Origin of the sequence: Catellatospora bangladeshensis, from assembly GCF_016862575.1 — a bacterium.
GTDB lineage: Bacteria > Actinomycetota > Actinomycetes > Mycobacteriales > Micromonosporaceae > Catellatospora > Catellatospora bangladeshensis.
Window position 1 is genome coordinate 136,406 of the sequence record NZ_BONF01000026.1, and the last position, 23,744, is coordinate 160,149.

At 71.4% G+C, this 23,744-nt stretch carries 24 protein-coding genes; 15 read left to right on the forward strand and 9 right to left on the reverse strand.

What is annotated here, in order from left to right; genetic code table 11:
• Positions 1–105: 105 nt before the first annotated feature.
• Positions 106–1,035, reverse strand: coding sequence for an SUMF1/EgtB/PvdO family nonheme iron enzyme (locus Cba03nite_RS21935; RefSeq protein ID WP_203749303.1), 930 nt, complete (start codon positions 1,033–1,035; stop codon positions 106–108).
• A gap of 63 nt (positions 1,036–1,098) precedes the next feature.
• A complete protein-coding gene (locus tag Cba03nite_RS21940) occupies positions 1,099–1,872 on the reverse strand; it encodes an aminotransferase class IV family protein (protein WP_203749306.1) in 774 nt (257 codons plus the stop codon).
• 322 nt (positions 1,873–2,194) lie between these two features.
• Between Cba03nite_RS21940 and Cba03nite_RS21945 the strand changes: the two genes are divergently transcribed.
• The 5 genes from Cba03nite_RS21945 to Cba03nite_RS21965 all read left to right on the forward strand — a co-directional run bounded on the left by Cba03nite_RS21945 (position 2,195) and on the right by Cba03nite_RS21965 (position 5,442).
• On the forward strand, positions 2,195–2,500 hold the full coding sequence (locus Cba03nite_RS21945) for a hypothetical protein (protein ID WP_203749308.1): 306 nt from the start codon (positions 2,195–2,197) through the stop codon (positions 2,498–2,500).
• The gene (locus Cba03nite_RS21950; protein ID WP_203749310.1) at positions 2,490–2,807 is read left to right on the forward strand and encodes a hypothetical protein; all 318 of its coding nucleotides are present in this window, start codon (positions 2,490–2,492) and stop codon (positions 2,805–2,807) included. The genes Cba03nite_RS21945 and Cba03nite_RS21950 overlap by 11 nt, the downstream gene beginning before the upstream one ends.
• The gene (locus tag Cba03nite_RS21955; protein ID WP_203749314.1) at positions 2,804–3,094 is read left to right on the forward strand and encodes a hypothetical protein; all 291 of its coding nucleotides are present in this window, start codon (positions 2,804–2,806) and stop codon (positions 3,092–3,094) included. Before Cba03nite_RS21950 ends, Cba03nite_RS21955 begins: the two co-directional genes overlap by 4 nt.
• 160 nt (positions 3,095–3,254) lie before the next feature.
• The gene (locus Cba03nite_RS21960) at positions 3,255–4,445 is read left to right on the forward strand and encodes a radical SAM protein (RefSeq protein ID WP_203749317.1); all 1,191 of its coding nucleotides are present in this window, start codon (positions 3,255–3,257) and stop codon (positions 4,443–4,445) included.
• Positions 4,446–4,641: 196 nt separating this feature from the next.
• Positions 4,642–5,442, forward strand: coding sequence for a hypothetical protein (locus Cba03nite_RS21965; RefSeq protein WP_203749320.1), 801 nt, complete (start codon positions 4,642–4,644; stop codon positions 5,440–5,442).
• Between the two features lie 9 nt (positions 5,443–5,451).
• On the opposite strand, the gene Cba03nite_RS21970 is transcribed toward Cba03nite_RS21965, so the two are convergent.
• Complete coding sequence (locus tag Cba03nite_RS21970) at positions 5,452–6,156, reverse strand: hypothetical protein (protein WP_203749322.1); 705 nt, start codon at positions 6,154–6,156, stop codon at positions 5,452–5,454.
• Positions 6,157–6,280: 124 nt separating this feature from the next.
• Between Cba03nite_RS21970 and Cba03nite_RS21975 the strand changes: the two genes are divergently transcribed.
• The gene (locus tag Cba03nite_RS21975; protein WP_203749324.1) at positions 6,281–7,408 is read left to right on the forward strand and encodes an RNA polymerase sigma factor; all 1,128 of its coding nucleotides are present in this window, start codon (positions 6,281–6,283) and stop codon (positions 7,406–7,408) included.
• A gap of 7 nt (positions 7,409–7,415) precedes the next feature.
• Here Cba03nite_RS21975 and Cba03nite_RS21980 read toward each other — a convergent pair whose 3' ends face one another.
• Positions 7,416–8,747 (reverse strand): MFS transporter, encoded by a 1,332-nt coding sequence (locus Cba03nite_RS21980; RefSeq protein WP_203749326.1) that lies wholly within the window; start codon positions 8,745–8,747, stop codon positions 7,416–7,418.
• Between the two features lie 66 nt (positions 8,748–8,813).
• On the opposite strand from Cba03nite_RS21980, the gene Cba03nite_RS21985 reads away from it, so the two are divergent.
• The gene (locus tag Cba03nite_RS21985; protein ID WP_203749328.1) at positions 8,814–9,455 is read left to right on the forward strand and encodes a TetR/AcrR family transcriptional regulator; all 642 of its coding nucleotides are present in this window, start codon (positions 8,814–8,816) and stop codon (positions 9,453–9,455) included.
• Positions 9,456–9,466: 11 nt separating this feature from the next.
• On the opposite strand, the gene Cba03nite_RS21990 is transcribed toward Cba03nite_RS21985, so the two are convergent.
• Positions 9,467–10,573: a DNA glycosylase AlkZ-like family protein gene (locus tag Cba03nite_RS21990; RefSeq protein ID WP_203749330.1), complete on the reverse strand. Its 1,107-nt coding sequence runs from the start codon at positions 10,571–10,573 to the stop codon at positions 9,467–9,469.
• Between the two features lie 100 nt (positions 10,574–10,673).
• On the opposite strand from Cba03nite_RS21990, the gene Cba03nite_RS21995 reads away from it, so the two are divergent.
• Positions 10,674–12,023, forward strand: a complete 1,350-nt coding sequence (locus Cba03nite_RS21995) for a flavin-containing monooxygenase (protein WP_203749333.1) — start codon at positions 10,674–10,676, stop codon at positions 12,021–12,023.
• Positions 12,020–12,835 (forward strand): SDR family NAD(P)-dependent oxidoreductase, encoded by an 816-nt coding sequence (locus Cba03nite_RS22000; RefSeq protein WP_203749336.1) that lies wholly within the window; start codon positions 12,020–12,022, stop codon positions 12,833–12,835. Before Cba03nite_RS21995 ends, Cba03nite_RS22000 begins: the two co-directional genes overlap by 4 nt.
• 18 nt (positions 12,836–12,853) lie before the next feature.
• Here the strand turns inward: Cba03nite_RS22000 and Cba03nite_RS22005 are convergent, their stop codons facing one another.
• Positions 12,854–13,549, reverse strand: coding sequence for a TioE family transcriptional regulator (locus Cba03nite_RS22005; protein WP_239125939.1), 696 nt, complete (start codon positions 13,547–13,549; stop codon positions 12,854–12,856).
• Between the two features lie 123 nt (positions 13,550–13,672).
• Here Cba03nite_RS22005 and Cba03nite_RS22010 point away from each other — a divergent pair, with 123 nt between their 5' ends.
• From Cba03nite_RS22010 to Cba03nite_RS22035, 6 genes are all read left to right on the forward strand, one after another.
• Positions 13,673–14,848: an erythromycin esterase family protein gene (locus Cba03nite_RS22010; RefSeq protein ID WP_239125940.1), complete on the forward strand. Its 1,176-nt coding sequence runs from the start codon at positions 13,673–13,675 to the stop codon at positions 14,846–14,848.
• Between the two features lie 145 nt (positions 14,849–14,993).
• Positions 14,994–15,449, forward strand: coding sequence for a hypothetical protein (locus Cba03nite_RS22015; protein WP_203749348.1), 456 nt, complete (start codon positions 14,994–14,996; stop codon positions 15,447–15,449).
• Complete coding sequence (locus Cba03nite_RS22020; RefSeq protein ID WP_203749350.1) at positions 15,446–18,517, forward strand: M48 family metalloprotease; 3,072 nt, start codon at positions 15,446–15,448, stop codon at positions 18,515–18,517. Before Cba03nite_RS22015 ends, Cba03nite_RS22020 begins: the two co-directional genes overlap by 4 nt.
• Before the next feature lie 189 nt (positions 18,518–18,706).
• Positions 18,707–20,167, forward strand: a complete 1,461-nt coding sequence (locus tag Cba03nite_RS22025; protein ID WP_203749352.1) for an RNA-guided endonuclease InsQ/TnpB family protein — start codon at positions 18,707–18,709, stop codon at positions 20,165–20,167.
• Between the two features lie 22 nt (positions 20,168–20,189).
• Positions 20,190–20,771 (forward strand): RNA 2',3'-cyclic phosphodiesterase, encoded by a 582-nt coding sequence (gene thpR / locus Cba03nite_RS22030; RefSeq protein WP_203749354.1) that lies wholly within the window; start codon positions 20,190–20,192, stop codon positions 20,769–20,771.
• A 57-nt stretch (positions 20,772–20,828) separates the two neighbouring features.
• Complete coding sequence (locus tag Cba03nite_RS22035) at positions 20,829–21,596, forward strand: class I SAM-dependent methyltransferase (RefSeq protein WP_203749356.1); 768 nt, start codon at positions 20,829–20,831, stop codon at positions 21,594–21,596.
• On the opposite strand, the gene Cba03nite_RS22040 is transcribed toward Cba03nite_RS22035, so the two are convergent.
• From Cba03nite_RS22040 to Cba03nite_RS22050, 3 genes are all read right to left on the reverse strand, one after another.
• On the reverse strand, positions 21,577–21,930 hold the full coding sequence (locus Cba03nite_RS22040; protein WP_203749358.1) for a S24 family peptidase: 354 nt from the start codon (positions 21,928–21,930) through the stop codon (positions 21,577–21,579). The two genes, Cba03nite_RS22035 and Cba03nite_RS22040, sit on opposite strands and share 20 nt — an antisense overlap.
• Positions 21,931–22,213: 283 nt before the next feature.
• On the reverse strand, positions 22,214–22,942 hold the full coding sequence (locus tag Cba03nite_RS22045) for an ABC transporter permease (RefSeq protein ID WP_203749463.1): 729 nt from the start codon (positions 22,940–22,942) through the stop codon (positions 22,214–22,216).
• Between the two features lie 29 nt (positions 22,943–22,971).
• Complete coding sequence (locus Cba03nite_RS22050) at positions 22,972–23,739, reverse strand: ABC transporter ATP-binding protein (protein WP_203749360.1); 768 nt, start codon at positions 23,737–23,739, stop codon at positions 22,972–22,974.
• Positions 23,740–23,744 lie beyond the last annotated feature (5 nt).

Sequence of the window (23,744 nt, forward strand, 5' to 3'; positions counted from 1 at the left end):
CGCGCTGCAGGCTGACCCGATCCGGTCCGCCTGCAGCGCGCTGCCAGCCAATCCGGCGTCGGCTCACTCGAGAGGCTGGCTGGGTGCTGGCGGCCGTTCACCCTGTCATGCGGTCAGAAGCGCCTGCATGGCGTCCGCAGCGACCACACAGCGGAACCCCGTGTCGTCATCAAACATCGAAGCATCCGCGTCATTGAAGTTTGAGGGAGTAGCGCGCTCAAACCCGCTGGTGAAGGCGCTGCCTTTGAGCTCGTAACGCCCTGGCGTCGTCTCAGTCCGACACCACTCCCACACGTTGCCGCAAAGATCGTAAACTCCGTAGACGCTCGTACCGCTCTGGTAGCGGCCGACGGGCGTCGTGGTCCCGATGCCACCTTCGCGTACGTTGCACTTGGCTGGCGTCCGCTGGTTTCCCCAGGGATACACGCTTCCTCGCGTACCTCGCGCGGTCTTCTCCCACTGCTGCGAGGTGGGCAGGCTCTTATCCGCCCAACGCGCGTAGTCGCTGGCGTCGTTCCAGGTCACGAAGACCACCGGATGATTTGATAGCTCCGAAGGACAGATACCTCCTGGCCAGTGCGCGGGCTGCTGGTGACCAGTCGCTTCAACGAACCGCGAGTAGTCCGCGTTCGTCATGGGGTACACGTCGATGTAGAAGCCGGGAAGCCAAACCGGCTCGTCGCTTGGCCCGCTGAGATAGACACCAGCATCGACGAGCGCCATCAGCTTGCCATCGGCCGGATGGCGGACGTGGGCTATTTCAGGCGCAGACGCCTGTTCAGGTATGGCAGCGAGTACCGACGCATCGACCAGCAATGCAAAGCGTGCACGCGCGTCTTCTCCCGCGTGGTCGAGGGACGTATCGAGAGCTGCCTGATTCATGGGCCGTGGCTTGATCGACTTTCCGCCCGCTTCCCACTTGGACACCATGCGATCCGACACGCCCAGATGCTCCGCGAACTCCCTAACACTCATTCGACGTGCTTCGCGAAGCGCCCGGACCTCACTTCCGGACCACTGGCGAACGGTGGCCACCTGCGGCTCCTTCAGTCGATGTCGCCGGTCAGCGCATCGCTAGAGATGTCGATGCGAAGCTCATCAAAGCGGCTCGCCCGGGATGGCGCCGTACTCCTTCCGGATCTGCTCCAGGATGGCGTCCTCACTCGTCCAGCGTGTCTCGTCGACCGAGGCGATGCTCCGGACTCCGATTGCGGCGTTGGTAACGAACGCACCGACGTATTGACCTAGATCGGCCACATTGACCTGTCGTGAAACCCCTGCCCGCTCTCTCCGGATCAACTCCATGGTGATTCCCGGCAAGGCCGGTGCCGCCGGCCATACGACCTCGCCGCCTTCGATCAGGCCGATATTCCAGGTTGCGCCCTCGGAGATGTAACCCTCCGCGTCCGTGAACAGGACGTCCTCGAACCCCCCGATCTGGGCTTGCCGCCGGTGGTACATCGTCCCGAACAGGCCGACATGCTTTACGCCCGGCACGTCCCGCTCATAGCTTCGGGTCGTGAGCACCAGTGGTGGAGACGGTGCTGACGCAGCGGAACGCGTTGTGACGAGCACCTGCGGGTTGGACGCGCTGGCAGGATGCCCGAGATCCAACTCCGGATCGAAGACCGTGACCCTAGCGACGATCGAACCAGCGAAGCCGTCCACCGCCTGCCGGACATGGTTGCGGATCTCGTCACGGTCGAGATCGACGCCGAACAGAGCACGGCAGTCCCTCGTGAGCCGGTCAAGATGCAGTGTCAGCCCGCGAACCCGGCCCGCATCCACTCGCATGGACGTGAAATGCCCATAGTTGGTGAGCCCGAGAACTTTCAGCTGGTCCAGATCAACGGGTTTCCCGTTCAGCAGCATGGCGCCAGTCTCTCCCACGATTCAGAGATCCGACATGACCGAGGCCGCCAAGTTCGGCAGAAGTTCGGCACCGAGGTGGCACAGCGACATTCCCCGATGCTTACCGAGCACGGGATATTCATTACGCACCGTCACGCCCATAGGTCAGCCTCGATCGCCGCGGGACCACCGATCTTCAGCTCTGGGCGGCGTTCGGTGCCAGAAGGCGGGCTGTGTTGCTCCTTGTCCGGCGAGACGGGGGTGGCGCGGCCGCTCGGTGGGTGCGCTCGCGGTGGAACGGATCGCGAGCGCACCCCGGCATCGCGAAGGAGGTGTGGCGCCAGTGGCTGAGCAACACTCGCACAACCCGATCATCGATCTTGACGATCCGCCGGTCAAGTCGCCGGACGGCTGTGTCGATCCGACCATGTGGCAGCTCGCGCGAGAGGTGTTCACCGGACACCCCAGGAACGCAGCCGGGGAATGTACGGCTTGTCCGCGGTGGAAGGCCTGCACTGGCAGGGCGCTCGCGCGCGAGGGTCTGGCGACGGCGCTCGGCGCGACCGTCAAGAACTCGCCCTACTGGATCGCATACGCCGACCTGCGGGGCAGCAAGCACGCGAAGGCGCGGGCGAAGAATGTTGACTGAGATCGACCCGTCGCGGGTGACACCCGCAGCCGGCGCCTTTCCCGACCTGGGTGAGTGGCTGATGCTCGCCAGAACGCAGATCGACAGCGCCGAGCGGGTGGCGGAGGCGCATCAGCCGGACAACGGCATGTGCGCCTGCTCCCGGCCACTGCCATGCGTTCAGCTCGGCTCCCTGCTACGGCGGCGGGCCGAGTTCGAGCGCGCCGTAGCCGCGCTGGTAGGGCCCACGGCGCATCTGCCGGTGATCCCACTCGCCGTGTCGGTCTCCTGCGGCCGTCAACGCCGCTGGTGGCGGTGGTCATCATGACCGACATCCGGCAGTTGACCTCCGCACAGGCGACGATCTTCACGGCGCTGGCTGAAGCCGCGACCGACACGTCGCTGCGGATCTGCCTGCACGGCGACCTGACGGGAGCCTCGGTGGTGGGCGCGTCCGTGGAGGCATACGTGATCGCTGTGTCCAAGGGTGGCTTTCAGGTGGACCTGTGGCGCGACGAAGCGGCCAACCCGTTCCGGACAGTTCGCCAAGAGGACCTGGCGGCGGCTGTGGCGTTGGCGGTCCGGGCCGCATTGCGATCGCGCCGCAGCCCATAAGGACCTAAGGAGTGAGAACCGCACGAGCAGGTCACCGCCCGAGCGGCCACTGACGAATGAGCGCCAGTCCGGCTGTTCGGCGCGATCAAAGGCCGGAACCCGGGACGGCCGCTGATCTCAAGGCGTCGCCCGCCACCTACTCCCTCAGGAGTTGATAGACGTGCACCAGCTAATCGCTGCCCCTTTCCTGAACGAGGGGCACCTGATCCTCCGGCCTGGCAGTGAGCAGGGTATACGCATCCCTGCCGCACACTACGAAGAGCTTTACGACCTGTCGGCCCGCAATGGCACCGTGCCTGAATGGCTGTCGTCCGCTGCGGGCGCGGGATGGGGCATGGACCTGCGGGACCAGCCGCTGAACGAGGCGGTCAAGGTCCGCCAACCCGGCGTCCTCGGGTACGGACGGGCGTCGTGGGAACTCAACCTCGGCTGCAACTTCGACTGCGAGCACTGCTACCTCGGGCTCAAGCGGTTCGAGGGGATGAGCTGGGAGCAGCGGGTCCAGATGCTGCACGTTCTGCGGGATGCGGGGGTCGTGTGGTTGCAGATGACCGGCGGGGAGCCGCTGATCGACAACCTGTTCATGGACAGCTACGCCTACGCTTGGGACCTCGGGATGATGATCTCGATCTCGACTAACGCGTCCCGATTGTGGAAGCCGGAGATCCTGCACCTGCTGCGGGAGCGGCCGGCGTACCACATCACGATCAGCGTCTACGGCGCGACCGCCGAGAGCTATGACGCGCTCGTTCGTCGACGGGGAGCGTTCGACAGGTTCCACCGCGGGATCACGGCCGGAGCCGAGGCCGGGCTGCCGATGAACTTCAACCTGCTGGCCACCACGACCAACGACACCGAGGTGGACGGGATGCGCGCTCTGGCCGAAGGCATGGGCGTGCCGTATCACGTGTTCAGCAACATGGCCCCGACGATCCAGGGCGATGCGAACCCGCTCGCCGTGCAGTCGATCCCGCTGATCGCCAAGCGCAAGCCCTTCACGGGCTGCAACGCCGGGCACACGTTCTTCCACGTGGACCCGCACGGCAAGGCGTCGGTCTGCAAGATCGGCCGGGACCCCAACATCGACCTTCTCGCCGAGGGCGTAGAGGGTCTGCGCCGACTCGGCGGCATCGCCGACGGGCTGCTCACCAGGCAAGGCGGATGCACCGGGTGCAGCGTCCAGGGGACGTGTGGCACGTGCATGCCGCTGGTGCAGCTCTACCGAAAGGCCAAGTCGCCGATGGAGCGCTACTGCCAGCACCGAGAAAGCGGGGAGGTGATTATCAATGGCACCGACACTGGCCCCGGAGCGGCCGCAGCCGGTCATGGTCGCGTTGTCGCAGCGGCCTGAGCCGCCGCGAGAGGTGACGGCGATCGAGTTCGTCAACGTCGAGAAGACCGTGCTCGCTGGGAACAAGTGCTCCTGCAACGCCGGAGACGACGCACCGTACTGACACGCCAGAGGTTGCCCCGGCCGAACCGGCCGGGGCAACCGCGACGTGCGGTAACGTGACCGCTCGTCGCAGCCGGCACGAAGGGGGCAGACGATGATCACTCGCGTCTCCTGGCACGACCTACCCGCCGAGCTGCGGTGCCTGATCGAGAAGGAGGCCGGCGCGTTCGCGCGCGAGGAACACGTCGGCTCTGGCCGCAACTGCCTGGTCGGCATGGTGATGCACACGGCCCGAGACCGCTACTTCCTCAAGGGCGTTCCCGCCGACCACAAGCGCGCAGTCTGGACCCAGGCCAACGAGGCGATGATCAACAGCACTGTGCGGGACCTGTCCGCACCGTTGCTCTTCCACGTGGAAGCCGCAGGCTGGGACGTCCTCGGATTCGGCTACCTCGACGGCCACCGACACGCCGACTTGTCGCCCGGCTCACCGGACCTGCCGAAGATCGCCGACATGCTGCGCGCCCTGGCAGACCTCCCCACACCGGCGGGCGTCAACCTCCGCACGATGCCCGACCGCTTCGCCAAGTACGCCGGGGACCGCGCCTACTTGCTGGCGGGCGACACGATCGCCCACACCGACACGCAGGCACACAACATCCTGATCGGTCCCTCGGCCCGGCTTGTCGACTGGGCCTGGCCGACCTTGGGGGCAGCGTGGATCGACACTGCGGGCGTGGCGCTACACATGATCCGCTCTGGGCATCACCCGAAGGACGCCGAACGGTGGGGCCAGGATGTGCCCGCGTTCGCCGCCGCGCCTGACGAGGCGGTGTCCGCGTTCGTCTCGGCGAACTCCGTCCTCTGGACCGAGATCAGCGGAGCCGATCCCGAGCCGTGGAAGGCAGAGGTCGCGCGAGCCGCACGTCGCTGGGCCGAGCACCGCGGCGCATAGTCCGGAACCTCAGTCCGGCGTCGGCGTACCCGAGAGCACAGGCTTCGACCCGGGACGCAGGGAGCGGATCACGTAGCCGAGCGCGATCACGGCGTACATCGGGTAGCCGAGTTCGCGCAGGTCGAGGGAGTCGCCGATGGACCACGTGTTCGGGTCGAGCCCAAAGTCGTAGTCGACGAGCGCGAACAGCAGCCACAGCGGCGCGTACGCGCCGTCCAGCATCTCGCCGTGCTCGGGGTCGAACGCGGTGGCCGGCCACAGCTGCACGATCACCGCGACGTCGGCCACCGCGATCGCCCCGATCACCCCGGCGATCCACGCGGTACGGGTGAGACCGCGGTGCGCGAGCAGCGCCGCGACGGCGAGCACGACGATCAGCCCGGCCAGCCAGGCCAGCCCCGCCGCAGGTTTGCCGAAGCCCTTGTCGAGCTGCAGGATCGCGAACGCCACGGCTGGGACGAGCACCGCCGGGACCGTCCACACGCCCCGGGCCCGCAACAGCCCGGCGAGCCGGTACGCCGCGAAGGCCGTCAGCGCGGTGACGGTGACGGCGGCCAGCGCGTAGACGTAGTCCACGTCGGCATAGTCCATGATGTTGCTGCCGGTCAGGCCGAGCCCCGCCAGGAACGCGAAGACACCTGCCACCAGCAGCACCGTGCATACGACAGGGGCGAGCAGGATCCCGGTGAGCTTCGTGTTCCTGATGTCGGCCATGCCGCATGGTGCCACGGCAGTTCCCCGCCCGCTGCCCCCACGACCGTCACCGCTGCGCACAGCGGGGAGAGCGTTCTCCCGTCGACTGATGACGGCATGGTGATCGATCGTGTTCACTGGTGCCGTGCGCGATTGGGAGGCCGAGTACGCCGAGTTCGCCGCCGTCTACAGCGGACGGCTGCGCAGGCTGGCCTACGGCCGGTGCGGTGACTGGGACACGGCCGACCGGCTCACCCGGCAGGTGCTGGTCGCCGCCTACCGCCGCTGGCACTCCGGCGAGCCGCCGGACGCGCTTGCCGAGCGGACCATGGAGCGCCTGCTGCGCCGCCACCACGGCGGGTTCCCGGCGGACGGGCGGGCACCCGCGCTCGCGTACACCTCGGTTGATCTGATCGCGACGGGCCGCACCCGGCGGCGGAGGATGCGCGCGGTGACGGCGGCCGTGACCGTGGTCGCCCTGGCCGCGGCGGGCCTGGCGGTGTACGTGCTGCGCCCGGCCCCGCGGGGCACCCCGTTCCTGCCGGAGGACTGCATGGCCGGGCTGCCCTCGGCCGCGGGCGTCGCCGCGAGCCCGCTGCCGTCGGCGTTCCCGTCGCCCGGCACGAGCGGTCTGGGCGGCCTGGACCGGCTGACGGCGCTGGACGGCGTCCTGCCGCTGCCGGGTGCGACGGTGATGCCGGAGCAGGCCCGGCGCGAGCAGCTGAGCTGTGCGGTCGCCGCCTACTTCCGGTCCAACGTGGGCCCGGACGGTCTGGAGCGTGTCGACCTGGGCCTGGATGCGCGCGGTGAGCTGCGTCCGGTGGCCGCGCTGCTGGATCCGGAGATCGCGCCGGCGGCGCTGACGGTGAGTGTGCGGGTCTACACGGCCAGCGGCCTGGGCACGGTGACGATCTCGGTCGCGCCGACGACGCTGCGTCCCACGCCGGAGCACTGTGCCCGGCTGGCGTTCTGCCGCCTGTCGCGGGTGGCCGAGGACCAGGTGGTCGAGCAGTACGGCCTGCACGAGACGCCGGAGACGGCGCGCGCCGGGTACCGGCTGGGCGAGGACGCCGAGTGGTGGTCGGTGGTGTCCTACTCGGGGCACAGCATGGTGCTGATCACGATCACGAACACGCCGGACGTGCGGGCGGCGCTGCCCGCGAGCATCCAGTGGGCGCCGCTGAGCGAGCAGGTCGCGGGGCTGGCCGTGGACCCGCGCCTGGCGGTGTTCGATCCGCCGCGCCCGTCTGCGAGCGGGTCGGCGTCGCCGTGACGGGTGCTCAGCGCAGCGTGCGGTCCAGGGTGTACTTACGCTGCAGCAGCATGGCAACGATCATGAGCACGGCCGGGACGAGGCCGAAGCCGAGACGGATCCAGGTGTGCGCGGTCTCGGGCTGCACGACGCTGGTCCCGGCGGTGCTGGCGACGAAGCCGCCGATGGCCAGGCAGGCGGAGTAGACATACGGGCCCAGCGCGCCGCCGGTGGCCTCGGCGGCGGTCCACACCCCGGTGTAGGTGCCCGCCCGGGTGGTGCCATCGGCACCGCTGGCCCGGATGACGTCAGGGACCATGGAGAACGGCAGCAGCTGCATGGCGGCGAACGCGATGCCGAGCACGGCGACCGCGCCGATCAGCACGGGCAGCCCGGCGGCGCTGCCCAGGGCGAGCACCAGCGAGCCGAGCACGAAGGCGGCCTGGGCGATGAGCAGGCCGGGCTGCTTGCCGATGCGGCGGGCGACGACGACCCAGACCGGGGTGGCGATCAGGGCGGGTGCGACGAACGCGGCGACCAGCACGGTGGTCAGGCCGGGGCGGCCGAGTTCGTACTCGGCGAAGTAGGGCACGGCGGCCAGCACCAGATGGGTGGTGGTGGACATGGCCAGGTACGAGCCGACGAGCCAGCGGTACTGCGGGTCGCGCAGGGCGGACAGCAGTGCGCGCAGCCCGGCGCTGCCGTGGCCCGCGCTGGTGACGGCGCTCGGGGCGGCGGCGGTGAGCCGGCGTACGCCGCCGATGCCGACGACCATGGTGGCCAGCATCGCCGCGCCGAGGATGAGTCCCATCAGGGCGTATCCGCCCCGGGTCGGATTCTCCTTACCCGCGATCATCGGGGCGAGCACGCCGCTGAGCAGGATGCCGACGGTGAGCACGACCATGCGGAAGCCCATGAGGCGGGTGCGCTCGTGGTAGCCGATGGACAGGTCGGCGGGCGTGGACAGGTAGGGCACCTGGTATGCGGCGAACAGCAGGTTGCCCGCGATGAACGCGATCGCGACCCAGCCCGCGGCGGAGTTGCCGGTGAGCCCGCCTGGCACGAGGAACAGCGCGGCGAACGCGAGCGGCAGCCCGCAGCCGATCGTCATCAGCAGGCGGCGGTGGCCGCGCCGGGCGAGGTCGGTGTCGGACAGGTGGCCGACCCACGGGTGCAGCAGCACGTCTGCGATCTTGGGCAGCAGCAGCACGAGCCCGGCGACGATCGGGGCGACGGCGAGCACGTCGGTGAGGAAGTAGAGCAGCAGCAGACCCGGTACGGTGACCCAGGTGCCCATGCCCAGTGACCCGCCGGCGAAGGCCAGCATGCCGCCACGGGGCAGCCGCGCCGTCTCGTCCATGACTTCTCCTCGCCCGCACGCGGGTGTAATCCAACGTTTGCTGGATAGTAGGGCACGATGGAGCGCATGACCACACCTCGCCGTGGACCCGGCCGACCCAAGCGCAGCGAGCAGCGCATCACCCCGGAGGCGATCGTGCAGGCGGCGGCCGGGCTGTTCGCGCGGCGCGGCTTCGACGCCGTCGGCATGCGCGAGGTCGCCGCGGCGGCCGGGGTCGACGTCGCCACGGTGCACCACCACGTGGGCACCAAGGCGGCGCTGTACGACTCCTGTTTCGCCAGCGTGTTCGCCGACGAGAGCGAGGCGCTGCTGCGGGCCGTCGAGGCGGCTCGCGCCGGGCTGGCGGGCGGCCCGGAGCCGGCCCTGGCCGCGCTGCACGAGCTGGTAGACGTGTTCATCGACTTCCTGGAGGACCGGCCGGAGACCACCGGCCTCTGGCTGCGCCGCTGGCTGGAGCCGGACCGGCACGCCGAGCTGGACCAGCGCTACTCGCAGCCGCTCTACCTCGCCGTCGAGCAGCTGCTGGCCGACGCCGACGCGGCGGGGGTGCTCAGCGAGCCGCAGCCGCACCTGGCCGTACGCGGCCTGGTGTGGTCGGTGCACGCGCACGTGGTCGGCCTGCTGTCCGGGGCCAACGGCGCGCGCGAGCGGCGTGAGTTCCGCACGTACACGCATCGCTGGCTGGACCGCATGTACGCGCCGCGCTGACCGGGCTCCGGTCAGTCGCCGGGCAGGTCCAGGCCCAGGCCGAGCCATCCGGCCAGGTCGGCGATCTCCGTATGCACGGCGGCCGACAGGGCTTTCGGGAACGGGGCGTCCTGGTGGATCGCGTCCACGCGCAGCATCCCGGCCCTGCGGTCGGCGGTCGCGTCGAGCTTGCCGACCAGGCGGTCGCCGTGCAGGATCGGCAGCGCCCAGTAGCCCCAGCGCCGCTTCGCGGCCGGTTTGTACATCTCCAGCTGGTAGTCGAACTCGAACAGGTCGGTCATCCGCTTGCGGTCGAACACCAGCCGGTCCAGCGGCGACAGCAGCACCGTCCGCCCCTGGAAAGGCTGGTCCAGCTGCGCCGGGTCGACCCGCCAGCGGCCGCGTACGCCCTCGATCACGGCGGGCTCGCCCGCCTCCAGTACGTCGCCCGGCTCGGCCTGGGTGCTCACCCCACGGCTGCGGGCGATGCCCAGCGAACGCAGCCGGCGCTCGGCGCGGATCCGCGCCGCCTCCTCGGCCGGCACCACGTGGTCGTCGGGGTAGATGCGCTCGGCCAGGTCCCACAGCCGCCCGCGGCTGTCGCGCCCGGCGACGGCGACCTCGCCCCGGGCCTCCATCAGGTCGAGCATCCGCTGCACGTTGCGGTCGTTGGTCCAGCCGCTGGACTGCCAGGGCACGTCGCAGGTGTCGGGCAGCTCGCGGGCGGCCAGCGGGCCGTCGGCGCGCAGCCGGGACAGGATGTCCAGGCGGCAGCCGCGGTTGGCCGCGACCCAGTCCTGCCGGAACTCCAGCCAGTCGGCGAGTTCGCCGCGGCCGGGCCAGTCGGCCATGTCCGCCCGGTGGAGCGCGAGGTCCTCGGCGGGCCGGATCATGCCCTGGACCTCGACCAGCCGCTGGTCGCCCAGTGCGGCCTGCAGGTCCGCGGGCCGGTACGCCGAGCCGAGGCGGCTCCACAGCACCAGGTCGGCGCTGGGCGCGACGGCGGCGGTCTGGTCGTACTGCAGCAGGGTGAGCTGCCGGACCACGTCGAGCAGCGAGCCCGGCCGGGGGCGGCCGAGCAGCTGGGCGCGCACGGCGATCCGGCGCGCGTCGGCGCGCGACAGCTGGTGAACGGGCACGCCCGCAGCCTACGACTGCGGTCGGACACCCCGGGGCTTGACGGGAGACGCCTCCACGAGCCAATATCCAACAGACGTTGGATATTGGGGAGGGTACGCGATGACGCCACGCGTCGCCGTGATCGGCGCCGGTCCAGCCGGGCTGGCCACGCTCAAGGCACTGGCCGACCGGGGCGTGCCCGCGGTCGCCTTCGACGCAGCGGCGCAGGTCGGCGGCCTGTGGGTGTACGGGGCGCCGCACTCCTCGGCATACCGCACGCTGCACCTCAACACCTCGCGGACCCGCACCGAGTTCGCCGACCTGCCCATGCCCGCGGACTGGCCCGACTACCCCGACCACACCCGCATCGCCGCCTACCTGCTCGACTACGCCCAGCGCTTCGGCCTGCCGGCCTCCGTCCGGCTGCGGCACACCGTCACCGGCGTGGTCCGCGACGGCGACGGCTGGCGCGTCACCGCCGCCGGGCCCGACGGCGTCACCACCGTCCACGTCGAAGCCGTCGTGATCGCCAACGGCCACAACAGCCGCCCGAAGCTCCCCTCCCCCGCCTACCCCGGCGAGATCACCGCCGAGCAGCTGCACAGCCACGACTACCGCGGCCCCGAGCAGCTCGCCGGGCGGCGCGTGCTGGTCGTCGGCGGCGGCAACTCCGCCATGGACATCGCCGTCGACGCCTCCCACGTCGCCCCGCGCACCCTGCTGTCGGTGCGCCGCGGCGTCTGGATCGTGCCCAAGCACCTGCTCGGCAAGCCGTCCGACACCCTCAACGGCGCGCTCGCCAAGCGCCTGCCCTGGCGGGTGCGCCAGCGCATCAGCCAGACCATGCTGCGCTTCACCGTCGGGCGCCTGTCGGCGTACGGGCTGCCCGAGCCCGAGCACGGCTTCCTGCAGGACCACCCGACGCTGTCCGATGCGCTGCTGTCCCGCATCAGCCATGGCGAGATCACCGTCCGGCCCGGCATCGCCCGCTTCGACGGCGACCGCGTGCACTTCACCGACGGCACCCAGGAAGAGATCGACCTCGTCGTCTGGTGCACCGGCTACGACATCGACCTGCCGTTCCTCGACCAAGCCCTGCTCGGCGACGGCGCGGACCGGCTGCCGCTGTTCCGGCACGTGTTCCACCAGCAGGCGCCGGGTCTGATGTTCGTCGGGCTCATGCAGTCCACCGGCTCCGGCCTGCCCGTCGTCGAAGCCCAGGCCCGGCTCGCCGCCGCGCACGTGTCCGGGCAGTATGCGCTGCCCACCGCCGCCGCGCAGGCCGCCGACATCGCCGCCGAACACCGCGCCGCCCGCGAGCGCTGGGGCGAGCGCCGCCCCGCCATGCGCATCGACTTCGACGCCTACCTCGCGCTCGCCGCGAAGGAACTCGCCGCGGGGGCCGACCGGGCCCGCCGCGGGCAGGGCGTCGCCTGGACCCGTACCACCGCCAAGGAGAGCACCCGATGACCCGGCTCGACGGCAAGCGCGTCATCGTCACCGGCGCGAACGGCACCTTCGGGCGCATCCTGTGCGCCCGGCTCGAACTCGCCGGCGCCCGCGTCGTGGGCCTGGACCTGCACGAGGGCAGCGTCGGCAGCACGCCCGTGCTGGCCTGCGACCTCACCGACGGGACGGCCGTGCCCGGCGCGGTCGCCGCGGCCGTCGAGCTGCTCGGCGGGCTGGACCTGCTGATCAACAACGCGGGGGTGGGCGGGCCCGCTCCGGCCGAGCTGCCGCCGGGCGACGCTGCGCGCACCCAGCTGGAGGTCAACCTGATGGCCGCGTGGCACACCACCGCCGCCGCGGTGCCCGCGCTGGAGCGCAGCCGCGGGCGCGTCGTGTTCGTGTCCAGCCGGATGGCGCTGCTGCCACTGCCCCTCGCCGCCGCGTACGGGGTCAGCAAGCGGGCGCTGGTCGCCTACGCCGACGCGCTGCGGCTGGAGGTCGGCTCGCACATCGGCGTCAGCGTCGTGTACCCGAGCATGGTCGCGTCTCCGATCCACGACGCCACCGCCGAGGCGGGCCTGTCCCTGCAGGGCGTCTCCCGGTACGAGCCCGTCGAGGGCGTCGTCGGGGCGATCCTGCGCGCCGCGGCCGCGCGTAAGGCGCCGCGCGACGTGGCCACCACCGGCCGCGGGCGGGTGGAGCTGTTCCTGGCCCGGCACCTGCCGTCGCTGGCCGGTGCCATCGTGCGCCGCACCATCCGCACCCGCATCGCCGCCGGTGACCTGGACCGGGCCCCGCTGGCCGCCGGCATGCTCCGCCGCGCCGGGCGCTGACCGGCGACCCCGCCCTGCCTACGAGCGGGCCGTCGGTGGTGTTTCGGCTCGGGCGGTGAGGTAGGCGTCCAGGGCGGCCGCGCCGGTGAGCATGGCGCGGCCGCGTGCCGTGAGCCGGGCGCGCCAGTCGTGCAGCATGGACTCCAGCGGCGCGACACCGCCCGCCGCACGGACCTGGGCGAGCAGCGGTGCGATCTGGGCCAGCCGGTAGCCGCCGCGGCGGAGCTGGTGGGCCAGCCGGGCGTTGCGTACGTCGGCGGCGCTGTAGACGCGATAGCCGGTGTGCGGGTCGCGGCGCGGCTCGACGAGCCCGGCGCGTTCCCACTTGCGCAGCGTGGCCGGGCGCAGCCCGAGCCGCCGGGCGAGCGGGCCGATGAACGTGTCGCCGCGTTCCTGCGGCACGGGCGCGAGGTCGCGCAGCGCGGCTTCGACGGCCTGCAGCGTCCGGCGGTCGTCGAGCAGCTGGGCGTGGCTCTCGTCGAGCAGGCGCAGCGCGTCGTCGGCCGCGTCCCGGTCGACCGCCCGCATGATCGCCGTGGCGGTCTGGTGGCCGTGTCCGGGCAGCAGGGCGAGGAAGGCGTGCAGGGCCTGGGCGTGCAGCGGGGTGTAGCGGCGGTAGCCGGTGGGGGTGCGCGCGGCGGGCGGAATGATCCCGGCGTCCTCGTAGTTCCGGACCGCCTGGGTGGACAGGCCGTGCACGCGGGCCAGGTCCACCGGCCTCAGGTATACCGCGTGTTGAGGGTTCTGGCCCGTCATCGCAGTCGATTCCTCGGGAAAGTCTCAACGGTGGGTTCAACGATACTGTGTAGAGGCATGACTAGTGCGATTCGAGACACCATGCGTGCGTTCTCCGCCGCCGAGGTCCTGCGGCTGCTGCCGTCGCGGCCGCGGGTGCTGGCCCTGGGCGAGCCCACCCACGGCGAGGATCTGCTGCTCGAAGTCCGCAACGAGCTGTTCCAGCAGCTCGTCGAGGAGGGGTACCGGACGATCGCGATCGAGAGCGACTGCCTGCTGGCGCTGGCCGTCGACGACTACGTCACCTCGGGCAAGGGCAGCCTCGACGAGGTGATGGCGAACGGCTTCAGCCACGGGCTCGGCGCCTCGGCCGCCAACCGTGAGCTGGTGCGGTGGATGCGGGCGTACAACGACGGCAGGCCCGCCCCTGAGCAGGTGCGCTTCGCGGGAATCGACGGTCCGCTGGAGATCAGCGGGCCGGAAAGCCCGCAGGAGGCGCTGACCACGCTGTACGCGTACCTCGCGTCCCGGCTGGACGCTGAGCTGCTGCCCTGCCCGGCTGGCACGATCGAGGGGCTGCTGGACGACGCGGGCCGGTGGGTCGACCCGGCCGTGATGATGAACCCGGCCCGCTCCGTGGGGCAGTCGGCCGCGGCCGGGCGGCTGCGGCTGCTCGCTGACGACCTGGTGGCGCTCCTCGACGCGGAGACGCCGCACCTGATCGCAGCGTCCTCCCGGGAGGAGTGGGAACGGGCCCGCCTGTACGGGCGCGCCGCGGTCGGCCTGCTGCGCTACCACCACTGGCTGGCCGACACCTCGCCGGGCCGGATGACGCGACTGCTCGGCGTACGGGACTCGATGATGGCCGACAACCTGGTCGCGCTCGCCGGCCGCGGCCCGGTGCTCGTCCACGCGCACAACCTGCACCTCAAGCGGGAGAAGGCCGTGATGGGCATGTGGCAGGGCCGGATGGAGTGGTGGGGCGCGGGCTCACTGGCGCACGCCCGCCTCGGCACGGAGTACGCGTTCCTAGCCACGGCCCTCGGCACGATCCGCCACCAGGGGGTGGACACGCCGCCTACGGACACCCTGGAAGGGATGCTGTACGCGCTGCCGGAGGATCGTTTCCTCGTCGACTCGCACGCCCTGGCCGCGCTGTTCGGCGACGCGGCTCCCCCGCCGCGCGAGTCGGCCTGGTTCGGCTACGCCCCACTGGATCCGGCCCACCTGTCCAGGACCGACGGCCTCGTGTTCGTCAAGGACTCGCCGCAGGGGTAGGCGCCGGAAAAGCTGGTGGTCCCGCGGCGGCGCATCCGGCCGCCGCGGGCCGGGCCGGCGGTGTCCGGCGATGTGATCCATCGCCTCTGTCAGCAAATCGACATCCGTTTCTGACTTACGGTGATCGGAACCTATCCTTCCGTGAGTGGATTCCGACATCGTCACCGCCGAACAGGACCTGGCCCGCTTGGTCGCCGCGCAGGTAGCCCCCGAGGAGGACGAGCTCTTCACCGTGCTCGACGCCGCCTACCGCAAGGACCCCGCCCGGCTCACCGCCGGCGGCTCGGGCGACGACGAGATGCTCGGCTTCGGCGTGGAGACCATGGCCGCCCTGATGACCCCCGTGGTGCTGGCGGTCGTCACCGAGGTGATGCGCTACCTCACCGAGCAGTACGGCACCAGCCTGCGGTCACGGCTGTCCCTGCGGCGGGCCCGCCGTGACGCCGCCGCTACCGAACCCGCCACCCCCGCGATCGACGATGCGCAACTGGCCCACGTCCGCTCCATCGTGCTCGACAAGTGCACCCAGGCGGGCATCGACGAGGGCCGGTCACGGCTGCTCGCCGACTCCGTCGCCGGAGCCCTGCGCAACGGCGGGTGACCGTGGCCGACGCCGCCCCGCCCCGCTCCGCCTCCGCCGTACTCTCCGGCACCACCCTGCGCTTCCTGTCGCTGGTCGCGGCCATCCTCGGCACCGGCACCTACGCGTTCAGCGTGATGTACATGCGGCTGCCCGGCAAGGCGTCGGCGGGCATGTTCGTCTACGCTCGGTGCGGCGAACTGCTGCGGCGCAGCGGACTCGACCTGTCCCTCGATCCCGGCGTGCTCGCGGCGTCCGAACGCGACCGGGCGGAGGCCAGCCGCTGCCTGGCCCCGTTCGAGCAGGACGAGGCGTGGTGGATCCTGGCCGGACTGGCGCTGCTGCTGGCCTTGGCGCTCGGTCTCTACCTGGCCGCACCATGGTGGACTCGGCGGCGGGCCCGGCTCGTGCCGGTCACCGCGGAGAACTTCCCACGCCTGTACGCCGGCCTGCTCGACCTCACCGCCGAGATGGGCTTGCGCAGGCTTCCGCGGTTCATGCTCGACCCGGCGGCGGGCACGCCGGGCGGGCTCGCCTTCGGCCGGACCGGCCGGTACTGGGTCCGGATCAACGCCGGGCTGGTGCCCCTGCGGATCACCGACCCGGCGACCTTCCGCGCCGTGGTCCTGCACGAACTCGCCCATCTGCGCAACCGCGACGTCGACATCGCCTACGCCGCCACGGCCCTGTGGCGGGCGTTCGTCGTGGTCGCGCTGCTGCCGATGACAGTCGCGATCCTGCATCCGTGGATCATCACCGACCCGGCGAGGGCGCCGTGGGCGGCTCCGGACTATCTGCCAGACACCCTCGACACCGGGCTGCGCACGGCGATGTTCGTACTGATCGTCTACCTGGTGCGCAACTCGGTGCTGCGTGCCCGCGAGCTCCACGCCGACGCGCGCGCCGCCCAGCACGGCGCGGCCGACGGGCTGCGCCGGGTGATGACCACCGCGGCGAGGGACACCGCCGTGTCATGGCGCCGCCGATTCGGCGTACACCCCGCCGCCGCGGCCAGGCTGCACGCCATCGATCATCCGCGCACGACACTGCGTCCCGGCTTCGGCGAGCTGTTCGGCGCCGGCCTGACCACCATGATCGCCACCGGCTCGCTGAGCCGGATGGCCGGCTTCGCTCTCCCCCACGACGGCACCCCGGCCGGCCGCTATATGGCCTGGCTGGTGGCACCGGTCGTGATCGGTGTGCTGGCCGCGGCGGCGTGGCGCGCCGAGCTGCTGTCGGTGTACGGGCCACGCGTGTCGGTGCTGCCGGGTGCACTGGGCTTCAGCCTCGGCTGCCTGCTCGGCGACCTCGCGTCGAGCCTTGAGACGCCCGCCGTGTGGGGCGTGTTCGGCAGCGAGACGGGCGCGGGCAGGATGCCGCTGGCCGGCAGCGTCGAGGTCGCCGGGGTCAGCCTCACCGCCGGGCTGGTCGGCGCGGCGGCGCTCACCGCCGGGATCCTGATCCAGGCTGCCCTCAGCGCAGCCGCGGCACGCGCCTGGCTGCCCGTGCTGCGCGGGGCACACACCCGGTGGGCCTGGCTGGGCGGCGTCGCGGCCACGGTTACCATGTTCGCCGTCTGGTTCGGCATCTGGCTCGAACTGCGCTCAGCGCCCTACCTGATCGGCCGGTTCTACCACCTCACCGCCGCCGACTTCACGACCCTCGGCGAGCAGCTCTGGGAGGGGCCCGGCTTCAGCCTGTTCTCCGCCGTGTACCCGCCGCTGCAGCTGTTCGCCCACCGCCCGCTGGCCGTACCGGCGGTCCTGGTCGCCTCCCTCTTCCCGTTCGCCGCGCTGCTGCGCCGGCCCGCAGCGCCCGACCGCGTTCCGGCGAGCGCGTACGACGTTGCCCCGCGCGGCCTTGCCGCCGACCGGCCGGACCTGCCCCACGCTGCGGAGACGCGGGCGGCGGCGCTGACCGGGCTCGCCGGGGCAGGGCTGTTCATGGTCCTCACGCTCGCCCTGCGCGCAGTGCTGCACCAGGTCGCTTACGGATCGCCCGGTCTCGTCTCGTACCACTCCTACGCCCAGCTCGCGCTGGCCGTCGCCATCCAGGCAGCGGTGGGCGGGGTGATCGCGGCCCGGCACCGGCGCGGCCTCCTGCTCGGCCAGGTCGCGGCCCTCACCTGCGCCACTGCTGTGATCATCGGGGAGCAGGCGGCCGCGATCCTGGGCCGGTGCACGCCGCTGCTGCGGCTGCGCGAGACCGCCTGCAGCACCCGGATCAACCTGTCCTACGCGGACTTCCTGCTGGACCGGATCGTGATCCAGGGCGCGCTGGCCGCGCTCGCCGTCGGCGTGCTGGTGATCCTGCTCAGGCGGGCAGCCGCGCTCGTACCCGCCGCCCAGCCGCGTCGGCCGTGGATCCGCTCCACGGTCCTCACCGCCACGGTCGCGGTGGTGGTCGTCGCTGGCCTCGCCGCGGGCAGCACCCTGTCGGCGATGACCGACTCCCCCGCAGCCGCCGTTCCCGCTCCGGCCCCCACCCGGTCCGGCGCCGCCGCGGACCGCGTACTCACCCAGGCCGAGGCTCAGCAGGTCGCCGACGCCGGAGCCAACGTGCTGCCCCGGGGCTGGCGTACGGAGCCGGAATCGACGAGCAGCGGCACCTCCGTCCTCGACGACCCCGAGCGCTGCACGGCGCTGGTCGAGGAGACCTACCTGACGGACCTCGACGAGCAACAGCCGATCGTCGCCCGCGGCCGGTGGACCGACGGCGACAAGATCACCACCTCGTCGATCTACGTCACGGTCCGCTCGTTCACGCAGCCCGTGCCCGCCGAATCACTGACCGTGGCCGAGAACGCGCGGGCGTCCTGTCCCCGGTTCACGCAGACGACCAGCGAGGGCACCCCGCTGCACTACACCGTTCACGCGGCCCGCGCACCCGCGCTGGGCGACCAGGCCTGGCGGGCGGATCTGGCGATGACTGCCGAGATCTCCGGCATCTCGTTCGAGGGGACGCTGATCATCATGCTGGTCCGGGTCGGGCACACCCTCATCCAGGTCACCTACAGCGCGTTCAGCGAACCCGTCGACGAGAAGCTCCTGCTAGGCGTGCTCAACAGCACGGTCGGGTCCCTGCCCTGACGCGGCTGAGCGTCCGGCGGTTCCGGCCACGGGCGCGGAGCCGGGCCTGGGCTGTCCGGCCGTGGCCAGGGCCGCTACGGCGTGTTTCATAAGTGATCGGCGGCGTCGGGCGTCACGGGTTTCCGGTCGTGGTATGTGCGGGCTTTGCTGGTCGTGGGTGTTGTCGGTGGTGTGTGGCAGGGTGCTGTCGTGGGCCGTTTCACCACGTTCCGGTTTTGTCTGGACCCGAACGTCGAGCAGGAGGTCGTGCTGCGTCGGCATGCCGGTGCGGCCCGGTTCGGCTACAACCAGTGCCTGCGGTTGGTCAAGCAGGCCCTGGACGGCAAGCGCGGCGGGACGGTCAGCAAGGTGCCGTGGTCGGGTTTCGACCTGATCAACGAGTTCAACGCGTGGAAGCGCTCGGCCGCGGCGGGCCGGGTGCTGGTGGCCGCCGCCGACGGCACCACCACGGTGCAGGCCACCGGCCTGGCCTGGCGGGCCGAGGTGTGCCAGCAGGTGTTCGAGGAAGCGGCCGTCGATCTGGGCCGCGGGCTGGCTGCGTACACGGCGTCGCGCAACGGCGATCGCAGAGGCCGCCGGATCGGGTTTCCCAGGTTCAAATCGAAGAAGCGCGCGCAGTTGTCGTTTCGGATCCGCAGCAAGACCTCCGCCGCGGGTAAGGCAGGAATCCGGATCGGTGGGCATGGGCCACGGACGGTGACCCTGCCCGGCATCGGCACGATCGCCGTACGGGAGGACACCCGGCGGCTGCGGCGGATGCTGGCCAAGGGCAGGGCCAAAGTCCTGTCGGCGACCGTCAGCCGCCGGGCCGGCCGGTGGGCGGTGTCGCTGACCTGCGAAGCCGCTGACCTGCACGATACTGCCCGCCACCAGCCCGACAGCGGTACCACGTGGGTGGGTGTCGACCGTGGGCTGGCCGCGTTCGTCGTGGCCGGCCGCGCCGACGGCACCGAAGCCGCACGGGTCGCTGACTGGCCGCGGCCCTCCCGGACGGGCATGGCACGGCAGCGCCGCCTGGCCCGCGCCGTCACCCGCAAACCGCCCGGCTCCCGCAACCGCGCCAAAGCCACAGCCCGGCTGGGCCGCCACCACGGCCGGATCGCGGCGATCAGAAGCCGTTTCCTGCACAAGGTCTCCAACAAGCTGGTCAAGACCCACGACAAGCTCGCCATCGAGACCCTCGCCATCACCGGCATGCTCACCAATCGGCGCCTGGCCGCAGCGGTCGCCGACGCCGCCTGGGGCGAACTGGCCCGCCAAATCACCTACAAGCAGCAGTGGCGCGGCGGCCACCTCACCTCAGTCGACCGCTGGTACCCGTCGACCAAGACCTGCGCTCCTTGCCGGACCGTGAACCCGTCCATGCCCCTGGAGCAACGCACGTTCACCTGCGGCGCGTGCGGGTACCAGGCCGACCGGGACCTCAACGCCGCGGTCAACCTCGCCATCTGGGCCGAGCAGCACCATCCCCAGATCCGGGACCTCCACGCAGGGGGCCCGGTCACCAAAGCCCGCCGAGGGGAAGGCTCTGGCCCGCGCACCCGCGCAGGCGAAACCAGCCCCAACGACGCGGGAACCGCACCCACCTCACCCCGAGTGAGGAGCGGACGCCCGAGAAGGGCGCTGTCTCACGACTCCACCGAGTTATGAAACAGGCCGTAGGTTTGCTGCCGTGACGCAGCGCCTGTTCATCGCGATCTACCCGCCCGCGGCGGCGGTCGCCGACCTGGCCGCCGTCGCCTCCCAGCTGCCGTTTAGCCGTCCCCACGCCGAGGGCCTTTCGCTGCGGCCCGTGCCGCCCGAACAGTGGCACGTCACCGTGGCCTTCCTCGGCATCCTCGACGACCCGCAGACCGCCGCCGCGCAGGCCGCGATGCGCACCGCGGCGGCGGGCACCGTACGGGCGCCCCGGCTGCGGCTGACCGGGGGCGGCCGGTTCGACAACGGGCGCGCGGGCGCGGCCTGGACCGGCCTCGACGGTGACCTGGAGGTGCTGCACGATCTCGCGACCCGGCTGCGCGGCGCGCTGGCGGGGGCGGATGTGCCGTTCGACGCGCGGCCGTACCAGCCGCACCTGACGCTGGCCCGGCCCGGCGACCGGCTCGACCCTGGCCAGTGGCGCGAGGTGCTGGACCGGCTCGACGCGTACGCGGGACCGGCCTGGCCGGCCGCCGCGCTGTCACTCATGCGCAGCGACCATCCGGTCAGCAACCACTACACGGAGATCTTCGCCGCCCCGCTCCCCCGCGGCTGAGCACCGCCCTGGCCCGATGCGCCGAATCGGGTTGACGCGGCTGGCAGGCTGGTGATCATGGATGACTTCGAGCGGCTCGTGGCGGAGGGCGCATCCGTTCCCGTGGACGGCTGGGACTTCTCCTGGTTCGAGGGGCGCGCGACCGAGGAACGGCCGCCGTGGGGGTACCTCCGCCTGATCTCCGAGCGGATGGCCACGGCGCACGCCGCGCTGGACATCCAGACCGGCGGCGGCGAGGTGCTCGCGAAGATCCCCGCCGCACCACCGGTGCTGGCCGCCACGGAAGCGTGGCCGCCGAACCTCGCGATCGCCCGGACCAACCTGGCCCCGCTCGGCGGCACGGTCGAGCACGTGGCCGAGGACGCGCCGCTGCCGTTCCCGGACGCGTCGTTCGACCTGGTCGTGAGCCGCCATCCGACCGTCACGGACTGGACCGAGATCGCCCGGGTGCTGACACCCGGCGGCACGTTCCTGTCCCAGCAGATCGGGGCGGGCACCAACATCGAGCTGACCAGCTTCTTCAAGGGGCCGCAGGAGATTCCCGAGCACTGGCTGACCGGCTACCGGGTCGCGCGGGCCGAGGCTGCGGGGCTGGAGGTGCGCGACGTCCGGGAGGCGACACTGCGGGTGGTGTTCCACGACGTGGCGGCGGTCATCGTGTTCCTGCGCAAGGTGATCTGGACCGTCGACGCCTTCAGCGTCGAGCGCTACCGCGAGCGGCTGGCCGACCTGCACCGGCGGATCCGGCGGGACGGCTCGTTCGTGTCGCACGCGCAGCGCTTCCTCATCGAGGCGCGCAAGCCCGTCACGGCTCGGCGTTCCTGACCTTTCCCTCGGTACGCGGCCGGTCGGCGTCCTCGACGCGGGTGCAGATCCCGTACACCCTGGCGTGGCTGGTCCAGCCGTTGACCCGGCCGCGGTTGCTGCTGATCTGCACCCGGCAGTTCGCGGCGTCGACTGCCGACACCAGGTGCAGGTAGACCGTGCCCGCCACCCGCGCCAGCACGATGTCGCCGGGCTGCACCGCGGCGGGGTCGACGGGCGCGACGGTGACCCGGTCGCGGCTGCGGATCAGCGGCACCATCGAGTTGCCGGTGGGCCGGAACACCACCGTCGCCCCGGCCGCGACCCGAGCCGCCACCGCATCGAGGACTCCCATGACCGTCAGGATCGCGTGCCCGCCGCCGGGGAGCCACCCGTTTACGCGTCAGCCGGCGCGGCGCAGGCGGGCGAGGTGCCGGCGGCCAGGAAGATCCGCTTGTTGCGGTATCTACGCGGGCCGCGCCATCCTCACCGGCCGCATCCTGGTCTGACCCGGCCCGCTTGTCCTTCGGCACGCGGGACCGTTTTCGGGGAAACTGCAGTCATCAAGTGAGGGAATCCTGCAGTTTCCCCGAAACCGCCGCACGGTGCGGGCCGGGCGTGCGGGCCTGCGCGGTGGTTCAGGCGACCTTGCGGCGGTAGACCCGCATCGCGAACGCGTACGCGACCACGAGGATCCCGGCGCACCAGCCGAGCGCGACCCAGATGCCGGTGCCGACCGGCTGCTGGTCGAACAGCGCCCGCAGCGCGTTGACGATCGAGGTGACCGGCTGGTTCTCGGCGAAGGCCCGCACCGCGGCCGGCATCGTCGCGGTGGGCACGAACGCCGAGCTGATGAACGGCAGGAAGATCAGCGGGTACGAGAACGCGGTGGCGCCGTCGGTCGACGACGCCGCAAGGCCGGCGATCATCGCGAGCCAGGTCAGCGACAGCGTGAACAGGATCAGGATCCCGGCCACGGCGAGCCAGTCCAGCACTCCGGCCGAGGTCCGGAAGCCCATGAGCAGCCCGACCAGGATGATCACGACGACGGAGATGGCGTTGGACACCACCGACGTCAGCACGTGTCCCCACAGGACCGCCGAACGGGCGATCGGCATCGAGTGGAACCGTTCGAAGATGCCGCTCTGCATGTCGTTGAACAGCCGGAATCCGGTGTAGGAGATCCCGCTGGAGATCGCGATGAGCAGGATGCCGGGCATCAGGTAGTTGGTGTAGTTGTCGGTGCCGGCCTGGATCGCGCCGCCGAACACGAACCGGAACAGCAGCATGAACGCGATCGGCATGATCGTGACGGTGATGATGGTGTCCATGCTGCGGGTGACGTGCCGGATGGAGCGGCCGAGCATGACACCGGTGTTGGACAGGACGTGCGCGCTCACGACTGCTCCTTGTTTCCGACGACGGCCAGGAAGATCTCTTCGAGGGTGGGCTGGCGTTCGACGAGTTCGGCCTTCGCGGCGGGCAGCAGCCCGCGCAGCTCGGCCAGGGTGCCGGAGACGATGATCGTGCCCTGGTGCAGGATGGCGATCCGGTCGGCCAGCTTCTCCGCCTCCTCCAGGTACTGCGTGGTCAGCAGGACCGTGGTGCCGCTGTCGGCCAGGCCCTGGATCTCCTTCCACACCTCGATGCGCGCCTCGGGGTCCAGGCCGGTGGTCGGCTCGTCGAGGAAGATGACCTTCGGATCGCCGATGAGGCTCATCGCGATGTCGAGCCGGCGGCGCATGCCGCCCGAGTAGGTCGCCACCCGGCGGGCGCCCGCCTCGGTGAGGCCGAACCGCGCCAGCAGGTCGTCGGCGACCCGGCCGGGGTCGCTCACCTGGCGCAGCCGGGCGACCATGACGAGGTTCTCCCGGCCGGTGAGGATCTGGTCGACCGCGGCGAACTGGCCGGTGAGGCTGATCGACTCGCGGACCCGCTCCGGCTGGGCCACCGCGTCGAACCCGGCGACGCCGGCCGTGCCGGCGTCCGGCTTGAGCAGCGTCGACAGGATCCGCACGACGGTGGTCTTGCCGGCGCCGTTGGAGCCGAGCAGGGCGAAGATGCTGCCCGCGGCGACGGTGAAGTCCACGCCTTTGAGGACTTCGAGTCTTCCGTATGACTTGCGCAGCCCGCTGACGTGGATCGCGGGGGGTGGGGTGTCCATGGGGG

Coding starts and splice junctions, on each gene's coding strand:
- Cba03nite_RS21940 (WP_203749306.1), bottom strand. CDS start 1,872: ATGCTGCTGAACGGGAAACCCGTTGATCTGGACCAGCTGAAAGTTCTC.
- Cba03nite_RS21985 (WP_203749328.1), top strand. CDS start 8,814: ATGACCACACCTCGCCGTGGACCCGGCCGACCCAAGCGCAGCGAGCAG.
- Cba03nite_RS21965 (WP_203749320.1), top strand. CDS start 4,642: ATGATCACTCGCGTCTCCTGGCACGACCTACCCGCCGAGCTGCGGTGC.
- Cba03nite_RS22045 (WP_203749463.1), bottom strand. CDS start 22,942: ATGCTCGGCCGCTCCATCCGGCACGTCACCCGCAGCATGGACACCATC.
- Cba03nite_RS21970 (WP_203749322.1), bottom strand. CDS start 6,156: ATGGCCGACATCAGGAACACGAAGCTCACCGGGATCCTGCTCGCCCCT.
- Cba03nite_RS21995 (WP_203749333.1), top strand. CDS start 10,674: ATGACGCCACGCGTCGCCGTGATCGGCGCCGGTCCAGCCGGGCTGGCC.
- Cba03nite_RS22040 (WP_203749358.1), bottom strand. CDS start 21,930: ATGGGAGTCCTCGATGCGGTGGCGGCTCGGGTCGCGGCCGGGGCGACG.
- Cba03nite_RS22010 (WP_239125940.1), top strand. CDS start 13,673: ATGCGTGCGTTCTCCGCCGCCGAGGTCCTGCGGCTGCTGCCGTCGCGG.
- Cba03nite_RS22035 (WP_203749356.1), top strand. CDS start 20,829: ATGGATGACTTCGAGCGGCTCGTGGCGGAGGGCGCATCCGTTCCCGTG.
- Cba03nite_RS21980 (WP_203749326.1), bottom strand. CDS start 8,747: ATGGACGAGACGGCGCGGCTGCCCCGTGGCGGCATGCTGGCCTTCGCC.
- Cba03nite_RS21955 (WP_203749314.1), top strand. CDS start 2,804: ATGACCGACATCCGGCAGTTGACCTCCGCACAGGCGACGATCTTCACG.
- Cba03nite_RS21950 (WP_203749310.1), top strand. CDS start 2,490: ATGTTGACTGAGATCGACCCGTCGCGGGTGACACCCGCAGCCGGCGCC.
- Cba03nite_RS22050 (WP_203749360.1), bottom strand. CDS start 23,739: ATGGACACCCCACCCCCCGCGATCCACGTCAGCGGGCTGCGCAAGTCA.
- Cba03nite_RS22000 (WP_203749336.1), top strand. CDS start 12,020: ATGACCCGGCTCGACGGCAAGCGCGTCATCGTCACCGGCGCGAACGGC.